General features: G+C 53.1%; 13 protein-coding genes and 4 tRNA genes. All 17 read right to left on the bottom strand.

All coding sequences use genetic code 11. The features are described 5' to 3' along the window. Nucleotides 1–12: 12 nt before the first annotated feature. The 17 genes from rpsG to birA all read right to left on the bottom strand — a co-directional run bounded on the left by rpsG (nucleotide 13) and on the right by birA (nucleotide 15,975). Nucleotides 13–483, bottom strand: a complete 471-nt coding sequence (gene rpsG / locus B347_RS0111690) for a 30S ribosomal protein S7 (protein WP_019409900.1) — start codon at nucleotides 481–483, stop codon at nucleotides 13–15. 123 nt (nucleotides 484–606) lie between these two features. Next, nucleotides 607–978, bottom strand: coding sequence for a 30S ribosomal protein S12 (rpsL, locus tag B347_RS0111685; protein WP_002555494.1), 372 nt, complete (start codon nucleotides 976–978; stop codon nucleotides 607–609). 216 nt (nucleotides 979–1,194) lie between these two features. Beyond that, nucleotides 1,195–5,394, bottom strand: coding sequence for a DNA-directed RNA polymerase subunit beta' (gene rpoC / locus B347_RS0111680; RefSeq protein WP_019409899.1), 4,200 nt, complete (start codon nucleotides 5,392–5,394; stop codon nucleotides 1,195–1,197). 64 nt (nucleotides 5,395–5,458) lie between these two features. Continuing rightward, on the bottom strand, nucleotides 5,459–9,532 hold the full coding sequence (gene rpoB, locus B347_RS0111675) for a DNA-directed RNA polymerase subunit beta (RefSeq protein WP_019409898.1): 4,074 nt from the start codon (nucleotides 9,530–9,532) through the stop codon (nucleotides 5,459–5,461). Nucleotides 9,533–9,751: 219 nt separating this feature from the next. Continuing rightward, nucleotides 9,752–10,117 carry a 50S ribosomal protein L7/L12 gene (rplL, locus tag B347_RS0111670; RefSeq protein ID WP_019409897.1) on the bottom strand — a complete coding sequence of 122 codons (366 nt, stop codon included), beginning with the start codon at nucleotides 10,115–10,117 and terminating at the stop codon, nucleotides 9,752–9,754. A gap of 78 nt (nucleotides 10,118–10,195) precedes the next feature. After that, a complete protein-coding gene (rplJ, locus tag B347_RS0111665; protein ID WP_019409896.1) occupies nucleotides 10,196–10,696 on the bottom strand; it encodes a 50S ribosomal protein L10 in 501 nt (166 codons plus the stop codon). 195 nt (nucleotides 10,697–10,891) lie between these two features. Further along, on the bottom strand, nucleotides 10,892–11,587 hold the full coding sequence (rplA, locus tag B347_RS0111660) for a 50S ribosomal protein L1 (protein WP_016779167.1): 696 nt from the start codon (nucleotides 11,585–11,587) through the stop codon (nucleotides 10,892–10,894). Next, a complete protein-coding gene (rplK, locus tag B347_RS0111655; protein WP_008008888.1) occupies nucleotides 11,587–12,018 on the bottom strand; it encodes a 50S ribosomal protein L11 in 432 nt (143 codons plus the stop codon). Before rplK ends, rplA begins: the two co-directional genes overlap by 1 nt. A 119-nt stretch (nucleotides 12,019–12,137) precedes the next feature. Continuing rightward, entirely contained in the window at nucleotides 12,138–12,671 is a 534-nt protein-coding gene (nusG, locus tag B347_RS0111650; RefSeq protein ID WP_026014126.1) for a transcription termination/antitermination protein NusG, read from the bottom strand. Nucleotides 12,672–12,680: 9 nt separating this feature from the next. Then, nucleotides 12,681–13,049 (bottom strand): preprotein translocase subunit SecE, encoded by a 369-nt coding sequence (gene secE / locus B347_RS0111645; RefSeq protein ID WP_019409894.1) that lies wholly within the window; start codon nucleotides 13,047–13,049, stop codon nucleotides 12,681–12,683. Nucleotides 13,050–13,094: 45 nt separating this feature from the next. Further along, nucleotides 13,095–13,170 (bottom strand) — tRNA-Trp (locus B347_RS0111640). A gap of 243 nt (nucleotides 13,171–13,413) precedes the next feature. Continuing rightward, nucleotides 13,414–13,489 (bottom strand) — tRNA-Thr (locus B347_RS0111635). Nucleotides 13,490–13,514: 25 nt separating this feature from the next. Then, nucleotides 13,515–13,588, bottom strand: a tRNA-Gly gene (locus B347_RS0111630). Nucleotides 13,589–13,612: 24 nt separating this feature from the next. Then, nucleotides 13,613–13,697 (bottom strand) — tRNA-Tyr (locus tag B347_RS0111625). A gap of 110 nt (nucleotides 13,698–13,807) precedes the next feature. Next, on the bottom strand, nucleotides 13,808–14,287 hold the full coding sequence (locus tag B347_RS0111620) for a hypothetical protein (RefSeq protein ID WP_019409893.1): 480 nt from the start codon (nucleotides 14,285–14,287) through the stop codon (nucleotides 13,808–13,810). Between the two features lie 7 nt (nucleotides 14,288–14,294). After that, complete coding sequence (locus B347_RS0111615) at nucleotides 14,295–15,038, bottom strand: pantothenate kinase (protein ID WP_019409892.1); 744 nt, start codon at nucleotides 15,036–15,038, stop codon at nucleotides 14,295–14,297. Further along, entirely contained in the window at nucleotides 15,028–15,975 is a 948-nt protein-coding gene (gene birA / locus B347_RS0111610) for a bifunctional biotin--[acetyl-CoA-carboxylase] ligase/biotin operon repressor BirA (RefSeq protein ID WP_019409891.1), read from the bottom strand. The genes B347_RS0111615 and birA overlap by 11 nt, the downstream gene beginning before the upstream one ends. Between the last annotated feature and the right edge of the window lie 186 nt (nucleotides 15,976–16,161).

Here is a 16,161-nt window from a genome sequence, read left to right as displayed (position 1 = left end):
GTGACGCTAAAATTAGAAGCGGTAGTGCGAGAAAGCTTTGTTAGCTTCGGCCATACGGTGCACGTCTTCACGCTTCTTAACAGCAGCACCTTTACCTTCAGCAGCATCCAACAGCTCGCCAGCCAAACGCAGGGCCATAGACTTCTCGCCACGCTTGCGTGCGAAGTCTACCAACCAGCGCATTGCCAGGGCGTTACGACGGGACGGGCGAACTTCGACCGGAACCTGGTAAGTAGCACCGCCTACACGGCGCGACTTCACTTCGACCAGCGGAGCGATGGCGTCGAGTGCTTTCTCGAAGAGTTCCAGGGGATCGCCGTTCTTGCGTTCTTTAACCTTTTCCAGCGCGCCATAAACGATACGCTCGGCAACGGCTTTTTTACCGCTTTCCATTACGTGGTTCATGAACTTGGCCAGAATTTGGCTTCCGTATTTTGGATCGTCAAGCACTTCGCGCTTGGCTGCTACGCGTCTTCTTGGCATGGATAAGCCCTCAAACGGTCTTCAGGTTAGCTCGGAACCATTACACCCTGAGGATGCACGTCCGACCTTACTCTTATCGACTCAGAAAAAAAGAAATCTGCATTATTTACCAGCAACCGAATACTACTTCGGCTTCTTGGTACCGTACTTCGAACGACCTTGGTTACGACCTTTAACGCCGGAAGTATCCAAAGAGCCGCGAACGGTGTGATAACGAACACCTGGCAAGTCTTTTACACGACCGCCACGGATCAGTACCACGCTGTGCTCTTGCAGGTTGTGACCTTCACCGCCGATGTACGAGGAAACCTCGAAACCGTTGGTCAGGCGCACACGGCATACTTTACGCAGTGCCGAGTTAGGTTTTTTCGGCGTAGTTGTATACACACGGGTGCATACGCCACGACGTTGCGGGCAGTTTTGCAGCGCAGGCACGTCGGATTTCTCGACGATACGCTTACGCGGCTGACGTACCAGCTGGTTGATAGTTGCCATCTACTAGCTCCACTGTTGTCTTGCGACGCTATTGTCTTGCAAGAAAAGCAAAATGGCAGGAACGAATTCCCGCCAAATTTAGGGGTACAAGAGTCTAAAGAGGATCTTGCCCCCAGTCAAGGCAAGGCCCCGAGCTTCCCCCTCATCAAAGCTCGACAATTTGTCTCGATTCGATGAACGGAATGGTCAGGGCCTACCCTTCATTTATCGCAGAACTCAGTTACCGCTCGAGTTCAGCGCTTCGGTCAGTGCTGCTTCCACTTCACTGGCGCTTACGCGCAATGGCTTGTCAGCCTCACGACGACGCTTGCGCTCGCTGTGGTATGCAAGACCAGTACCTGCCGGGATCAAACGACCCACGACAACGTTTTCTTTCAGGCCGCGCAGGTAATCGCGCTTGCCGGTTACCGCTGCTTCGGTCAGTACGCGGGTTGTCTCTTGGAAAGAGGCCGCGGAGATGAACGATTCAGTGGACAACGATGCCTTCGTGATACCCAACAGAACGCGAGTGAACTTGGACACAAATTTGTCTTCGTTACCCAGACGCTCGTTTTCGACCAATACCTGCGTCAACTCCATCTGGTCACCCTTGATGAAGGAGGAGTCACCAGACTCGGCAATTTCAACTTTACGCAGCATCTGACGAAGGATCGTTTCGATATGCTTATCGTTGATTTTTACGCCTTGCAGACGGTAAACGTCTTGAATCTCGTTAACGATGTACTTGGCCAGCGCACTCACACCCAGCAAACGCAAGATATCGTGTGGATCGCTTGGACCGTCGGAGATAACTTCGCCGCGGTTCACTTGTTCGCCTTCGAAGACGTTCAGGTGGCGCCACTTTGGAATCAGCTCTTCGTACGGATCGGTACCGTCGTTCGGGGTAATAACCAGACGGCGCTTGCCTTTGGTTTCTTTACCGAACGCGATGGTGCCGCTGACTTCAGCCAAGATCGAGGCTTCTTTCGGACGACGCGCTTCGAACAAGTCAGCAACGCGTGGCAGACCACCGGTGATGTCTCGAGTTTTCGAAGTTTCTTGCGGAATACGAGCGATAACGTCGCCGATCGCGATTTCCGCACCATCCGCTACACCGACCAATGCGTTAGCTGGCAGGAAGTACTGAGCCGGTACGTCGGTACCTGGCAACAGGAGATCCTTGCCGTCAACACCCACCATCTTAACGGCTGGACGAATGTCCTTGCCGGCAGCTGGACGGTCTTTGGCATCAAGCACTTCAATGTTGGTCATACCGGTCAATTCGTCGGTCTGACGCTTGATCGTGATGCCTTCTTCCATGCCCACGTAGGTCACGGTACCTTTCATTTCGGTAACAATTGGGTGAGTGTGCGGATCCCACTTAGCTACGATAGAGCCAGCGTCAACCTTGTCACCTTCTTTAACCGAGATTACGGCACCGTACGGCAGCTTGTAGCGCTCACGCTCACGACCGTAGTCATCAGCGATTGCCAGCTCACCGGAACGCGACACGGCGACCAGACAACCATCTACACGCTCTACGTGCTTCAGGTTGTGCAGACGGACAGTACCGCCATTCTTAACCTGAACGCTGTCAGCAGCAGAGGTCCGGCTTGCAGCACCACCGATGTGGAACGTACGCATCGTCAGCTGAGTACCCGGCTCACCGATCGACTGAGCAGCGATTACGCCGACAGCTTCACCAATGTTCACCTGGTGACCACGAGCCAGATCGCGGCCGTAGCACTTGGCGCAAATACCGAAACGGGTTTCACAGCTGATTGGCGAGCGCACGATAACTTCGTCGATGCTGTTCAGCTCGATGAATTCAACCCACTTCTCGTCAACCAGAGTGCCAGCAGGAACGATAACTTCATCGGTACCCGGCTTGAATACGTCTCGGGCGATTACTCGACCCAGTACACGCTCGCCCAATGGCTCTACAACGTCACCGCCTTCAATGTGCGGAGTCATCAGCAGACCGTGTTCGGTGCCGCAGTCGACTTCAGTCACAACCAGATCCTGCGCAACGTCTACCAGACGACGCGTCAAGTAACCGGAGTTAGCAGTTTTCAAGGCGGTATCCGCCAGACCCTTACGAGCACCGTGGGTCGAGATGAAGTACTGAAGTACGCTCAAACCTTCACGGAAGTTCGCAGTAATCGGCGTTTCGATGATGGAACCGTCCGGCTTAGCCATCAGACCACGCATACCGGCCAGTTGACGGATCTGCGCGGCAGAACCCCGCGCGCCGGAGTCGGCCATCATGTACATCGAGTTGAACGACTCTTGCTCAACTTCGTTGCCGTGACGGTCAATAACCTTCTCTTTCGAAAGGTTCGACATCATCGCCTTGGATACTTCGTCGTTAGCTTTCGACCAAAGGTCGATTACTTTGTTGTACTTCTCGCCCTGTGTTACCAGGCCCGAGGCGTACTGGCTTTCGATCTCTTTCACTTCATCGGTAGCAGCAGCGATGATGCGAGCTTTTTCATCAGGGATAACGAAGTCGTTAACACCGATGGAAACGCCGGAAATTGTCGAGTAAGCAAAACCGGTGTACATCAACTGGTCAGCGAAGATCACAGTCTCTTTCAAACCAACCACGCGGTAGCACTGGTTAATCAGCTTAGAGATCGCTTTTTTCTTCATCGGCAAGTTGACGACGTCGTACGACAGACCTTTTGGCACAACCTGGAACAACAGTGCACGGCCAACAGTTGTGTCGACGATACGGGTGTTGCTCACGCTGCCGCCGTCACGGTCGTTAACGGTTTCGTTGATCCGCACTTTAACCTTGGCATGCAGTGCAGCTTCGCCAGCACGGAATACGCGGTCAACTTCTTGCAGGTCAGCGAACACACGACCTTCGCCTTTGGCGTTGATCGCCTCACGCGTCATGTAGTACAGACCCAGTACAACGTCCTGCGACGGAACGATGATTGGCTCACCGTTGGCTGGCGACAGAATGTTGTTGGTCGACATCATCAACGCACGCGCTTCCAACTGAGCTTCCAGTGTCAGCGGTACGTGCACGGCCATTTGGTCGCCGTCGAAGTCGGCGTTGTACGCAGCACAGACCAGAGGGTGCAGCTGGATAGCTTTACCTTCGATCAGTACCGGTTCAAACGCTTGGATACCCAGACGGTGAAGGGTCGGCGCACGGTTGAGGAGTACCGGGTGTTCGCGAATTACTTCAGCGAGAACGTCCCAAACCTCTGGCAACTCACGCTCAACCATTTTCTTGGCTGCTTTGATGGTGGTCGCAAGACCGCGCATTTCAAGCTTGCCAAAAATGAATGGTTTGAACAGCTCGAGGGCCATTTTCTTAGGCAGACCGCACTGGTGCAGACGCAAGGTCGGACCAACGGTAATTACCGAACGACCCGAGTAGTCAACACGCTTACCGAGCAAGTTCTGACGGAAACGACCTTGTTTACCCTTGATCATGTCAGCCAAGGATTTCAGAGGACGCTTGTTCGAACCCGTGATAGCGCGGCCACGACGGCCGTTGTCGAGCAAGGCGTCGACAGCTTCTTGCAACATCCGCTTTTCGTTACGCACGATGATGTCCGGTGCGGACAGATCAAGCAGGCGCTTCAAGCGGTTGTTACGGTTGATCACTCGACGATACAAATCGTTGAGGTCGGACGTCGCGAAACGACCGCCATCCAACGGAACCAAAGGACGCAGGTCTGGCGGCAGAACCGGCAGAACGGTCAGAACCATCCACTCAGGAAGGTTGCCGGAGCCCAAGAAGGCTTCCATCAACTTCAAGCGCTTGGACAGTTTCTTGATCTTGGTTTCAGAGTTTGTTTGCGGAATTTCTTCGCGCAGACGGCCAATCTCGTGCTCCAGATCGATAGCGTGCAGCAGTTCACGGACAGCTTCAGCACCCATGCGGGCATCGAAGTCGTCGCCGAACTCTTCCAGCGCTTCGAAATACTGCTCATCGTTGAGCAACTGACCTTTCTCAAGGGTGGTCATGCCTGGATCGATAACGACATAGCTCTCGAAGTAGAGAACACGCTCGATATCACGCAGGGTCATGTCCATCAGCAAGCCGATACGGGACGGCAGCGATTTCAGGAACCAGATATGCGCAACTGGCGAGGCCAGTTCAATGTGAGCCATGCGCTCACGACGGACCTTGGCCAGCGCGACTTCAACGCCGCACTTCTCACAGATCACACCGCGGTGCTTCAAGCGCTTGTACTTACCGCACAGGCACTCGTAATCCTTTACCGGGCCAAAGATTTTGGCGCAGAACAGGCCGTCACGCTCAGGCTTGAACGTACGGTAGTTGATGGTTTCCGGCTTTTTAACTTCACCGAACGACCACGAACGGATCATCTCAGGCGATGCCAATCCAATACGGATAGCGTCGAACTCTTCGACTTGACCCTGGTTTTTCAGCAAATTCAGTAGGTCTTTCAAGGCCTTTCCTCCTGGCGGAGCAGAGAGCGGGCGGTACAGCCCCGCTCTCGATTCGCGTCACGTGTTATTCGGTTTCCAGATCGATATCGATGCCGAGGGAACGAATTTCTTTGATCAACACGTTGAAGGACTCGGGCATGCCCGGCTCCATACGGTGATCGCCGTCCACGATGTTTTTGTACATCTTGGTACGACCGTTCACATCGTCCGACTTCACTGTGAGCATTTCTTGCAGAGTGTATGCCGCGCCGTAAGCTTCCAGCGCCCAGACCTCCATCTCCCCGAAACGCTGACCACCGAACTGCGCCTTACCACCCAGCGGCTGCTGGGTAACCAGGCTGTAAGAACCGGTAGAACGAGCGTGCATCTTGTCGTCTACCAAGTGGTTCAGCTTCAGCATGTACATGTAGCCAACGGTAACCGGACGCTCGAATTTGTTGCCGGTACGACCATCAGTCAGCACCATCTGGCCGCTGTCTGGCAGGTCTGCCAAACGAAGCATTGCCTTGATTTCGCTTTCTTTGGCACCGTCGAACACCGGGGTAGCCATTGGTACACCGCCGCGAAGGTTCTTCGCCAGATCAAGGATTTCTTGATCGGAGAAGTCATCCAAGCTTTCTTGACGACCGCCAATTTCGTTGTAGATCTCATGCAGGAACTTACGCAGGTCAGCAACCTTGCGCTGTTCTTCAATCATGAGGTTGATCTTCTCGCCCAAACCTTTAGCCGCGAGGCCCAAGTGAGTTTCGAGAATCTGACCAACGTTCATACGCGAAGGTACGCCCAACGGGTTGAGGACCACATCGACCGGGGTGCCATTGGCATCGTACGGCATGTCTTCAACCGGCATGATCACAGAGACCACACCTTTGTTACCGTGACGACCAGCCATCTTGTCACCCGGCTGGATGCGACGGCGGATTGCTAGGTAAACCTTGACGATCTTCAGCACGCCTGGAGCAAGGTCATCGCCCTGCTGCAACTTGCGCTTCTTGTCTTCGAACTTGTCATCCAGCAGACGACGGCGATCGATGATGTAAGCCTGAGCTTTTTCAAGCTGCTCGTTCAGAGCATCTTCAGCCATGCGCAGTTTGAACCACTGCCCATGCTCAAGACCGTCCAGGACTTCATTAGTGATTTCCTGGCCTTTCTTCAGACCTGCACCGCCCTCAGCCACATGGCCAACCAGAGCAGAGCGCAGACGTTCGAAAGTGGCGCCTTCAACGATACGGAACTCTTCGTTCAGATCCTTACGGATCTCGTCCAACTGAGTCTTCTCGATCGACAGGGCACGAGCATCACGCTCAACACCGTCACGAGTGAAGACTTGAACGTCGATGACAGTACCTTTGGTACCGGTAGGCACGCGCAGGGAGGTGTCTTTAACGTCGCTTGCTTTTTCACCGAAGATTGCACGCAACAGCTTCTCTTCTGGCGTCAGCTGGGTCTCGCCTTTCGGGGTGACCTTACCCACCAGAATGTCGCCAGCGCCAACTTCAGCACCTACGTAAACGATACCGGCTTCGTCCAGCTTGTTCAGCGCAGCTTCACCGACGTTCGGGATGTCTGCAGTGATCTCTTCAGGCCCAAGCTTGGTGTCACGCGCCACACAGGTGAGTTCCTGAATGTGGATCGTGGTGAAGCGGTCTTCTTGAACTACGCGTTCCGACAAGCAGATGGAGTCTTCGAAGTTGTAACCGTTCCAGGCCATGAACGCGATGCGCATGTTCTGACCCAGAGCCAGCTCACCCATATCGGTGGACGGACCGTCAGCCATGATGTCGCTGCGCTGTACGCGGTCACCCTTGCGAACCAGCGGACGCTGGTTAATGCAGGTGTTCTGGTTCGAGCGGGTGTATTTGGTCAGGTTGTAGATATCAACACCAGCTTCGCCGGTCTCAACTTCATCATCAGCAACACGAACCACGATACGGCTAGCATCAACAGAGTCGATCACGCCGCCACGACGAGCCACGACGCAAACGCCGGAGTCACGCGCTACGTTACGCTCCATGCCAGTACCTACCAGCGGCTTGTCAGCGCGCAGGGTTGGTACAGCTTGACGCTGCATGTTCGAACCCATCAACGCACGGTTGGCGTCATCGTGCTCAAGGAACGGAATCAACGACGCGGCAACCGAAACTACCTGCTTCGGCGAAACGTCCATCAAGGTGACGTCTTCCGGCGCCTTAACGGTGAATTCGTTCAAGTGACGAACAGCTACCAGTTCGTCGATCAGTACTTTCTTGTCGTTCATCGTGGCCGAAGCCTGAGCGATCACGTGATCAGCTTCTTCGATGGCGGACAGGAATACGATTTCGTCGGTGACCAACGCGTCTTTCACCACACGGTACGGGCTTTCAAGGAAGCCGTACTGGTTGGTGCGCGCATAAGCAGCCAAGGAGTTGATCAGACCGATGTTCGGACCTTCCGGCGTTTCAATCGGGCATACACGACCGTAGTGCGTCGGGTGTACGTCACGAACTTCAAAGCCTGCACGCTCACGCGTCAGACCGCCCGGGCCCAGTGCAGAAACACGGCGCTTGTGGGTGATCTCGGACAGCGGGTTGTTTTGGTCCATGAACTGAGACAGCTGGCTGGAACCGAAGAACTCTTTGACCGCAGCAGCCACTGGCTTGGCGTTGATCAGGTCCTGCGGCATCAAGCCTTCGCTTTCTGCCATCGACAGACGCTCTTTGACCGCACGCTCAACACGCACTAAGCCAACGCGGAACTGGTTTTCAGCCATTTCGCCAACACAGCGAACACGACGGTTACCCAGGTGGTCGATGTCATCGACGATGCCTTTACCATTACGGATGTCGACAAGAGTCTTCAGTACCGCGACGATGTCTTCTTTGCACAACACACCCGAACCTTCGATTTCGGTACGACCGATACGACGGTTGAACTTCATACGGCCGACCGCAGACAGGTCATAGCGCTCAGGGCTGAAGAACAGGTTGTTGAACAGTGTCTCGGCAGCGTCTTTAGTTGGCGGTTCGCCAGGACGCATCATGCGATAGATCTCGACCAGAGCTTCCAATTGGTTGCTGGTGGAGTCGATCTTGAGAGTGTCGGAGACAAACGGACCGCAGTCGATATCGTTGGTGTACAACGTTTCGATGCGAACAACCTGGCTCTTGGCAACCTTTGCCAAGATTTCTGTTGTCAGCTCGGTGTTGCACTCGGCAATGATTTCACCAGTAGCCGGATGAACGATTGCCTTGGCCGTTGTGCGACCCAGGACATAGTCCAGAGGCATAACGAGCTCTTTGACACCGGCTTTTTCCAGCTGGTTGATGTGACGAGCAGTAATACGACGGCCTTGCTCGACGATCACCTTGCCTTTGTCATCGGTAATATCGATGGCTGCGATTTCACCACGCAGGCGCTGAGGAACCAGCTCTAGGCTGATGCTCTCACCTTGAACATGGAAAACGTTGGTGGTGTAGAAAGCGTCAAGCACTTGCTCAGTCGTATAACCCAGCGCGCGCAGCAGTACCGATGCAGGCAGCTTACGACGACGGTCGATACGAACGAACACGCAGTCTTTCGGATCGAACTCAAAGTCCAACCACGAACCACGGTAAGGAATGATACGCGCGGAATAAAGCAGCTTACCGGAGCTGTGCGTCTTGCCGCGGTCGTGGTCAAAGAACACGCCCGGGGAACGGTGCAGCTGGGAAACAATTACACGCTCGGTACCGTTGATTACGAAGGTACCGTTTTCAGTCATCAGGGGGATTTCACCCATGTAGACTTCTTGCTCTTTGATGTCCTTGATCGCTTTGTTCGACGATTCTTTGTCGAAAATGATCAAACGAACTTTTACCCGCAAAGGTACGGCGTAAGTTACACCGCGCAACACGCATTCTTTGACATCAAATGCCGGTTCGCCCAAGCGATAACCGACGTACTCCAGCGCAGCATTGCCGGAGTAGCTGATGATCGGGAAAACGGATTTGAAGGCCGCATGCAGGCCCACGTCGCGGAACTGATCTTTAGTCGCTCCCGCCTGCAAGAATTCACGATACGAATCCAGCTGGATTGCCAAGAGATACGGCACATCCATGACGTCCGGCAACTTGCTAAAGTCCTTGCGGATACGTTTTTTCTCAGTATATGAGTAAGCCATCAGCGTTCCCCAGCTTGGTCACCTGCTTGTTTGGCCTCTCCCGACGGGAGCAGCCAGAAAATCGTGCAAACCCCTTGGTTTGCTCCACCGCACAGGGTGGTTACAGCACGCTAAAGGCGCCGAGCCAGTCGGCCGCCAATAACGGAAAAAGGCCGGTGGCAAGAGCCACCAGCCATCAGCCTCAGCTTAACGCTTGGGCTGGAGACGCAAGGTCGATGCTTACTTCAGCTCGACTTTAGCGCCTGCTTCTTCCAAGGTAGCCTTGGCTTTGTCAGCTGCGTCTTTAGCAACAGCTTCCAGAACCATAGCTGGAGCACCGTCAACTACTGCCTTGGCTTCTTTCAAGCCCAGACCAGTCAGTTCACGAACAGCCTTGATCACGTTAACTTTCTTCTCGCCAGCTTCCAGCAGCATGACGTTGAATTCAGTTTGCTCTTCAACAACAGCGGCAGCAGCAGCTGGACCAGCAGAAGCAGCGGCAGCCGAAACGCCGAATTTTTCTTCGAAAGCTTTGATCAGCTCAACAACCTGCAGAACCGACATTTCAGCTACGGCGTTGAGGATATCGTCTTGGGAGATAGACATTGCTGTATTTCCTGAATTGGGAGACGGCCTACGCGGCCATCGAAATAAACAAAAATACGCGAGAGAAAGTGCTCAGCCTTAGGCTGCAACAGCTTCTTTTTGCTCGCGAACTGCAGCCAGAGTACGAGCCAGCTTGCTGGTAGCGCCTTGAATCACGCTCATCAGCTGCGAAATAGCTTCGTCGCGGGTCGGCAGTGTTGCCAGTACGTCGATTTGGTTAGCTGCGAGGAACTTGCCCTCGAACGCAGCTGCCTTAATCTCGAACTTATCCTGACCTTTAGCGAACTCTTTGAACAAACGGGCAGCAGCGCCTGGATGTTCGTTGGAGAATGCGATCAAGGTCGGGCCAGTGAACACGTCATTGAGGACACTGTATTCAGTGTCTGCAACAGCGCGCTTCAGTAGGGTGTTACGTACAACACGTACGTAAACGCCAGCTTCACGAGCCTCTTTACGGAGTCCGGTCATAGCGCCTACTGTCACACCGCGGGCATCAGCCACAACAGCAGACAGAGCAACTTTGGCAGCCTCGTTGACTTCAGCGACGATGGCCTTCTTGTCTTCGAGTTTAATTGCCACGGGTTTAACTCCTGCTTGTTACCGTTTCATCCAACCGAGGCCGGATGTCGTTTTGGTGTCTGATTCGGTAAGGAACCGGGAGCACCATCTGCGTAGGCTTGAGGTTTAAGGCTTGCGCCGCCTACGGTCTTGGATAGCCCCCGCCAGGCAGGGACCCCAATCTTTCATTGGCGCAGCACGCTGCGCCAATTTGTCTTACGCGTCCAAAGAACCTTGGTCGATGACCAAGCCTGGGCCCATAGTGGTGCTCAGGGTAACGCGCTTAACGTAAATACCTTTCGATGAAGCTGGTTTGATACGCTTCAGATCAGCGATCAGGGCTTCAACGTTTTCCTTCAGCTGAACGGCGTCGAAGCCGATCTTGCCAACGGAAGTGTGGATGATACCGTTTTTGTCAGTGCGATAACGAACCTGACCAGCCTTCGCGTTCTTAACTGCGGTAGCTACGTCTGGAGTTACAGTACCAACCTTAGGGTTAGGCATCAGACCACGTGGACCAAGGATCTGACCCAACTGACCTACAACACGCATTGCGTCCGGGGATGCAATAACTACGTCGTAGTTAAGGTCGCCGCCTTTCATTTCGGCAGCCAGGTCATCCATACCAACGCGATCAGCGCCGGCAGCCAGAGCAGCTTCAGCAGCAGGACCTTGGGTGAACACAGCTACACGTACAGTCTTACCAGTGCCGTGTGGCAGCACAGTAGCGCTACGAACAACCTGGTCAGATTTACGTGGGTCTACGCCCAAGTTAACGGCGATGTCAAAAGACTCGCTGAATTTAACAGTCGACAGCTCAGCCAGCAGAGCAGCAGCGTCTACAAAGTTGTAAGACTTGCCAGCTTCAATTTTACCGGCGATTGCCTTTTGACGCTTAGTCAGCTTAGCCATTACACACCCTCCACGTTAAGGCCCATGCTACGAGCAGAACCGGCGATGGTACGCACGGCTGCTTCCATATCAGCTGCAGTCAGATCCGCGTTTTTGGTTTTCGCGATTTCTTCCAGCTGAGCACGAGTAACAGTGCCAACCTTAACGGTGTTTGGACGAGCGGAACCGCTAGTCAGACCAGCAGCCTTCTTCAGCAAAACCGAAGCAGGGGTCGACTTAGTTTCGAACGTGAAGCTACGGTCGCTGTAAACAGTGATAATCACTGGAGTCGGCAGGCCTGGCTCAATACCCTGAGTACGGGCGTTGAAAGCTTTGCAGAATTCCATGATGTTCACACCATGCTGACCCAGAGCTGGACCAACAGGTGGGCTTGGGTTGGCCTGAGCGGCCTTCACTTGCAGCTTGATGTAAGCGGTAATCTTCTTGGCCATGAGGCACTCCAATTACGGGTTCAGACGCCTAAATTAAAGGCTCCCCGGTTACTTGCGTGTTTATCCCAGTGACGACAAAACCCCACAGCCGAAGCCATGGGGTTGGGATGCGTGCTCAGCTAGACCTTTTCGACCTGGCTAAACTCTAGCTCTACCGGAGTAGAGCGCCCGAAAATAAGCACAGCCACTTGGATGCGACTTTTTTCGTAGTTAACTTCTTCGACCGTGCCATTGAAATCGGCAAACGGACCGTCAGTGACGCGAACAACTTCACCTGGCTCGAACAACGTCTTCGGCTTAGGCTTGTCGCTACCGTCAGCAACGCGACGCAGAATTGCTTCTGCCTCTTTATCTGTAATGGGTGCTGGCTTGTCAGCGGTGCCGCCAATGAAGCCCATGACGCGAGGTGTATCCTTGACCAAGTGCCAAGTACCTTCGCTCATGTCCATCTGGACCAACACATAACCAGGGAAGAACTTACGCTCACTTTTGCGCTTCTGGCCATTACGCATTTCAACCACTTCTTCAGTGGGAACCAGAATTTCGCCGAAGCCATCTTCCATGCCTGCCAGCTTAATACGCTCAATCAAAGAGCGCATAACATGCTTTTCGTAACCCGAATAAGCATGCACTACGTACCAACGCTTAGCCACGGGACACCCTTAGCCAACAATCAAGGAAACGAGCCAGCCGAGCAGGGAATCTAAACCCCACAACAGCAACGCCATAACAAGAACAACAGCCACCACGATCAACGTAGTCTGCGTAGTTTCTTGGCGAGTTGGCCATACGACTTTACGAATCTCAGTACGAGCTTCCTTTACCAGGACAGCGAACGACTTGCCCTTTGCAGTCTGCAAACCTACAAAGGCAGCAACAGCAGCAATCACAAGAAGCGCAATGACGCGATACAGGATCGGCGAACCAGAATAATACTGATTCCCAACAACGCCCACCACCACCAGAGCTACTACTACTAGCCACTTGAGGAGATCGAAGCGAGAGCCTTGAACTTCAGCTTTGGGAGTCATCAAAGAGGATCCTGTGAAAAGAAAGCCAGACGCAATGAGCGAATCTGGCAGGTCAGGAGGGAATCGAACCCCCAACCTACGGTTTTGGAGACCGTCGCTCTGCCAATTGAGCTACTGACCTAAAACATTATCGAGCCGCCGATTATGCCGACCCGAGAGAGACTTTTCAACAACCAATGTAATTACTTTTGCCTCAGGCCGAACAACAAACCAAGACTTGTAAGCAGCAGAATGCAGGCCACCCACAACAGCAATCACCAACAGGAGCAGCAATGCCAAGCCTAAGCATTACCCGCAAACACTCCAAACAAGCTAACCAGCCCGTCAAAACAAAGGCAGATATTTTCATATCTGCCTTGTTATATGGAGCTCTTGAGCGGATTTGAACCGCTGACCTCACCCTTACCAAGGGTGTGCTCTACCAACTGAGCTACAAGAGCGAAACATCTTTGAAACCAGCACGAATGGAGCGGGTGGCGGGAATCGAACCCGCATCATCAGCTTGGAAGGCTGAGGTTCTACCACTAAACTACACCCGCAAATCTTGCTGATTTGCGTAAATATGGTGGAGGGGGAAGGATTCGAACCTTCGAAGTCGTAGACGTCAGATTTACAGTCTGATCCCTTTGGCCGCTCGGGAACCCCTCCTGAGCTGAGCGGGATTCTACATCATCCCTACTCTTTGTCAACCGCTTTCCTTAATTAAATCATCAAGTTAGGTTGTCAACGTGCACCACCTTGAAAACACAATTCTGAGTTCACTGTGGAGCGGGCGCCATTCTATGCAAAGTGCCGGGCAGCTGCAAGCCCTCGCACTGCTTTTTTTCGTATTTCAACTTATTGAATTCATTAAGTAGGTTTTGCAAAACGCTTTCAGCTGCTTGAGCCCTGGAGAGCGGCGATACTAAGAAAGTAAACTCCCCAGAATCCGCATCCGCGGCACTATCTAGCTCACCTGCGAGCCCCGCATCCGCCAAACTTTGCCTAACTTTGCTCAAGGCATCGCCATTGCCAAGCCCGCTCAAATAAAAGCAGACAGAATTCTCATACCCTTCCTGCCTCTTAGGCTGCGCTGCGGACAAGTCCGAGCGTGTCTCGCTAAGCAGCTGAATACCCTGCTTGTTACCTTTATAAAGAGATAAGGATACAACTTCCTTTGCCTTCAAAGGCGCCTCTTGCTGATGCCACACAAAGTAGAAGATATTTAGTACAACCAACAGCAGGAACAGCCAACGCATAGGAACCTCAGGATAAGGGACAAGCAGCAGCCAGACCTACGAATACAAGATCTTTCACAAGACGAGCATCCGGCACCGCGCTCGCCACCAAGCCAGCATCGCCCCCAGTGAGGAATACAACATAATCCTCACCCAAGTAAGTACTCGCCAATTGCAACTGCGACAGCACAAACCCGCGCAACATCATAAGACATCCACGCTCAACAGCTTCAACAGTCGTGCGCCCAGGTGCTTCGCGCTGAAGCGCCTGTTCAGCCGACAAGTTGTCATATCTGATTCGTCTAGTATGCGTACGCAACTGGCTGCGCATCAATGGAAGGCCTGGACAAATAAACCCACCCAGGTGCTGGCCGCCTCCAGACACAAAATCAGCAGTTACGGCCGTCCCCAAATCAAGCACAAGGCAAGGACCTTTAGACAGCTCATAAGCACCGACCAAAGCCAACCAACGATCTAGACCAAGACGCTCGAAGTCCTCATAACCGTTTGTGACTCCTGCGAGAGCTCTAGCAGGTTCAGCGCATAAAACCTCTACCGCAAAAGTAGAGACTAAAACTGCAATAAGACCAGATGTCTCCTCATCACTGCGCACGCTGACCAGGCGACAACGAGTAATACGCAGTAAGGGGTTTGCTAAGATCTCTGCTATCAGACCCAAATCAGAGTCAACAACTCCGCCCTCGATAACTGCACCGTTATGAATTATCCGCCATTTGATAAAACTATTCCCGCAGTCCAGCTCAAGAATCATGGCGCAACCTCAAACTTAGCTCGCCACCACTGAACGTTTTTTCCTGCCCAGCAACATTCAGACGTATTGCGCCTTGCTGGTCGATACCAAGCACGGTCCCAGCCACCTGGTGCGCACCGGCCATCAAAGAAACTTCGCGCCCTTGCCATAGATGATTGCGCTCCCATTCAGCCCTAATTGGAGCAAACCCTAAAGCCTCATGACGGCCCAGATACATTTCTAAGCTCCCGCCAAGAGCAACAATCAACGCATTGCGATTGATAGCGCAACCGGTTTCCAAACGCACGGACGTCCAAGCCTGATCCACACCACTTGCAACAATCATATTGACGTTCACACCAATGCCAATGACGACATGACACACATCAGCAGGATCACCCACCAACTCCAGCAGAATGCCTGCAATTTTTTTATTTCCCACCAAAATATCATTTGGCCATTTCAAACCAGCCTCAAAGTCGCCAAAAACTCTAAGCGCACCTAGCACCGCTAAGCCGACAACCAAGCTGAGCCCTTCAAGCTGGCGCATCCCGCCATCCATGCGAAGAACCAGGCTGTAATAGATATTTTCAGCAAAGGGGCTGACCCACTTTCTTCCTCTACGGCCTCGCCCTGCACTCTGCTGCTCTGACAGAATTATAAAAGGGGCAGGCAGCCCGCTTGAAATCTCACGCAATGCTTGCGCATTGGTCGAATCCAGAGACTCATGGATACATACGGGAAAGCAGCTATCGGCAAGCTGGTCCTTTTCAAGAAGCTCAAGCGGCGAAGCTAATTGATAGCCACGACCACGAACTTTATGGATCGATAGGTTCAAGTCTGCTTCCAAGCGCTGCAACTGCTTCCATACAGCACTACGGCTAATACCGAGCGCTGCACCCAGGGCTTGTCCAGAATGAAAACGACCATCTTTAAGAAGTTTTAACAACATCAGCATGCAAGTTTCGCCTCACAATCAGGCACGCATAATAACGATGAGCCGGACTATTGCATAGAAAGCCTGCAAAGCAGGAGCCAAACGATCTATTGGCAGCTTATTTCTAGAATTGACACCTAGAGTGCAAACTTGAATTTTTCGAGCGCAAAAACAAACCCCCTGTCTGCGCGAGCAGACAGGGGGTTT

This window comes from Pseudomonas psychrophila HA-4 (assembly GCF_000282975.1).
Classification (GTDB): Bacteria; Pseudomonadota; Gammaproteobacteria; order Pseudomonadales; family Pseudomonadaceae; genus Aquipseudomonas; species Aquipseudomonas psychrophila_A.
Note: the sequence above shows the minus strand (reverse complement) of the source record. Positions and strands in the feature narration are given on the sequence as shown.

Coding starts and splice junctions, on each gene's coding strand:
- rplK (WP_008008888.1), bottom strand. CDS start 12,018: ATGGCCAAGAAGATTACCGCTTACATCAAGCTGCAAGTGAAGGCCGCT.
- B347_RS0111620 (WP_019409893.1), bottom strand. CDS start 14,287: ATGCGTTGGCTGTTCCTGCTGTTGGTTGTACTAAATATCTTCTACTTT.
- birA (WP_019409891.1), bottom strand. CDS start 15,975: ATGCTGATGTTGTTAAAACTTCTTAAAGATGGTCGTTTTCATTCTGGA.
- rplL (WP_019409897.1), bottom strand. CDS start 10,117: ATGTCTATCTCCCAAGACGATATCCTCAACGCCGTAGCTGAAATGTCG.
- rpsG (WP_019409900.1), bottom strand. CDS start 483: ATGCCAAGAAGACGCGTAGCAGCCAAGCGCGAAGTGCTTGACGATCCA.
- rpoB (WP_019409898.1), bottom strand. CDS start 9,532: ATGGCTTACTCATATACTGAGAAAAAACGTATCCGCAAGGACTTTAGC.
- secE (WP_019409894.1), bottom strand. CDS start 13,049: ATGACTCCCAAAGCTGAAGTTCAAGGCTCTCGCTTCGATCTCCTCAAG.
- B347_RS0111615 (WP_019409892.1), bottom strand. CDS start 15,038: ATGATTCTTGAGCTGGACTGCGGGAATAGTTTTATCAAATGGCGGATA.
- rpsL (WP_002555494.1), bottom strand. CDS start 978: ATGGCAACTATCAACCAGCTGGTACGTCAGCCGCGTAAGCGTATCGTC.
- rplA (WP_016779167.1), bottom strand. CDS start 11,587: ATGGCTAAGCTGACTAAGCGTCAAAAGGCAATCGCCGGTAAAATTGAA.